The organism is Streptococcus oralis (genome assembly GCF_001578945.1).
Lineage (GTDB): Bacteria > Bacillota > Bacilli > Lactobacillales > Streptococcaceae > Streptococcus > Streptococcus oralis_Q.
The window spans coordinates 1-2314 of sequence record NZ_KQ969559.1 but is presented as its reverse complement, the minus strand read 5'-3'; the positions used below and the strand labels follow the sequence as shown (position 1 = coordinate 2314).

Genomic DNA, 2314 nt, shown 5'->3' with positions numbered 1-2314 from the left:
CGGAATGTGGGAAAAAATTAAATTTGAATGGTACAGGTTCACCTTACGGCCCCCAACCAGATAATGGACCTCTAAAACCGTTAAGGCCATATGGACCACAACAATATAGTGGAACATTGCAACCATTGTCAACACTTGATAATTTATCACCGAGACAAATTTCTAATATGAGCTTAGAGAGTATCCAGAGAGCTTTACCAAAGGGATGGGAGTTAAAAAATAATAATGGTTTTGTACACATTTATGACAATGTAAATCCTAAACCGATAATTCGAATTGATCCACCAGATTCTAAAACAAATTATCCTCATATGCATTTTTATGATGGTGCCCAAAATTCTTTAGATATAAATGGGAAAATAGTTGATTATCGTAGTTCGGAAGCACATGTTCCTTGGATTAATGACCAATAACATCAGAAATTGAGGTAATATTAATGAAACACTTTGAAATAAGGGAGAAGCAGGATAAGATAAATCAGACTGACTATTGGGATTGTAGGATTCTAGATTTACAAATATTATATTTTGGTGATGAAGTTCATCTATATGTAGAAAGTTATCATGAGAATAAAGTAGATTTAGAGGAATGTTGGAAAGTCAGTTTCCTTGCTTGTGCAGCACTGAATTATGAGACAGATGCACAAAATCGCAAAAAATTTAAAGTAAAAGATTTTACACAAAATCACTTGTATACCTGTCAAGAGATATCTCTTGAATATTACGATGGCAGTTTTTTTCAAACCAGGATAGTTTTAGAAGGATTAGTCAAGTTCAATATCATTTCTAGGGATGTTACTGTGGAAAGAATCAAACGATCAGAACATGATTTTTTCTGGAAGAGCACTTTTTAAATTTTTAATATAGGAAACATTAAGTGCGTGTGTAAACATACTAAAATTAAGGCATAAGAAGGCTCCTAAGGCTGATGTGGTGACGACGAAGCCGACAGGCAGACGTCTACCAATGACATTAGAGAATCTCCAAATGTTTGCGGAGAAGCCTAAAGTTAATTTAGTAACATCTAAAGATAATCATTTTAACAATTGGTTAAATAAAGGTTCGTCTAATAATAGTGTTTATTATGGAATGGATGCTAATACTGGAGATGCTGTTTATACAGGAATAACAAAACAAAATTTAGAATCAAGATTGTATCAACATAATCGTCAAGGTAAGAATTTTGTAAAACTCAATGAACAATATAGTGATTTGACAAGAAACCAGGCTAGGGCTGTGGAGCAGTATCTCATTGAAAATGGCAATGCTAATAAATTGAATAAAATCAATAGTATTAGCCCTAAAAATAAAATGTATGATGAGACGATGAAATGGGCAGAAAAATATCTTAATGGAGGAAATTAATAATGAATACAAATCTAATAGCTTTAAGAAGAAAAGAACATTTTGAGAGTTTAAATTTAGAAATTCAGAAGGAGTTAGATAACTTTTATGATACAAAGGCAGCTACTCATCAACTAAAAGTGATTAAAAAAAGTAGGTCAATTCCAAAAGTGGGAGATGTATTTCTTGTGTCTCCTAGGGAGGGAATCTACTTTTATGGTAAAGTGCTGGTTTCTAATATAGTTAGAAAAGTTCCTGATTCTTTTGTGGAAGGGAAACATGTTGTATTTATCTTTAAAGGAAATACTCATGAAAAAAATATTGATAAATACAAGCCAGATTATTCTAACTTGTTAATTCCACCTGCTATTGTAGGTGATGAATATTGGAAAAAAGGATATTTCCATACTATCGCTAATATTCCCTTAACAGAGGAAGAGAAAAAGCTGGATTTTGGATTCTATAGTATTCATTTTAAAGGTAACTTTTTCTGTAAAGAGACTGGGGAATTATTGGATAAAGAACCTAAAATATTAGGGATGCATGGAATAACGACTATCAGTGGAATCGGATTGGAAATTGAAAGAGAATTAATTATTAATCCCTCCTTATTAGAAGAAACTGAGTAGCTTGAACTTTGCGATAATCATTAAAAACTCTCGAAGAAATTTTTCATCGAGAGTTTTATACTATCACCATCAGCTATAATGGTGGCAAGACTCAGTACACCTATAATGAACTGGCCTATCCGATTCAGGTCACCGATGCCAATGGCAATGTCACTACGATGACCTATACCTCAACGGCTCAACTGGAGGCAGTGACTCTTCCAGACGGAACCACTGTAAAGCAAGAATACGATGCTCTTGATCGTCTCATCAAGCAGACGCATTCTAGTGGTTTGGTAACAGAGTATAGCTACGATGCCGCCAACCGTGTAGTGAGCAAAAAAGATAATCAGGATCTCAATG

Annotated in this window: 5 protein-coding genes; all 5 read left to right on the top strand. The window is 33.8% G+C overall.

Annotated elements, in window-relative coordinates; genetic code table 11:
- Nucleotides 1-413: hypothetical protein (locus tag SORDD16_RS09595; RefSeq protein WP_061453270.1), on the top strand; the 413-nt coding region annotated here is incomplete at its 5' end.
- A 23-nt stretch (nt 414-436) separates the two neighbouring features.
- Nucleotides 437-853, top strand: a complete 417-nt coding sequence (locus SORDD16_RS09590; protein ID WP_061453269.1) for a hypothetical protein — start codon at nt 437-439, stop codon at nt 851-853.
- A gap of 112 nt (nt 854-965) precedes the next feature.
- Complete coding sequence (locus tag SORDD16_RS09585) at nt 966-1364, top strand: hypothetical protein (RefSeq protein ID WP_128973508.1); 399 nt, start codon at nt 966-968, stop codon at nt 1362-1364.
- 2 nt (nt 1365-1366) lie between these two features.
- Nucleotides 1367-1972 (top strand): immunity 26/phosphotriesterase HocA family protein, encoded by a 606-nt coding sequence (locus SORDD16_RS09580; protein WP_061453267.1) that lies wholly within the window; start codon nt 1367-1369, stop codon nt 1970-1972.
- Nucleotides 1973-2130: 158 nt separating this feature from the next.
- Nucleotides 2131-2314: RHS repeat domain-containing protein (locus SORDD16_RS12075; protein ID WP_241734059.1), on the top strand; the 184-nt coding region annotated here is incomplete at its 3' end.

Coding starts and splice junctions, on each gene's coding strand:
- SORDD16_RS09590 (WP_061453269.1), top strand. CDS start 437: ATGAAACACTTTGAAATAAGGGAGAAGCAGGATAAGATAAATCAGACT.
- SORDD16_RS09585 (WP_128973508.1), top strand. CDS start 966: ATGACATTAGAGAATCTCCAAATGTTTGCGGAGAAGCCTAAAGTTAAT.
- SORDD16_RS09580 (WP_061453267.1), top strand. CDS start 1,367: ATGAATACAAATCTAATAGCTTTAAGAAGAAAAGAACATTTTGAGAGT.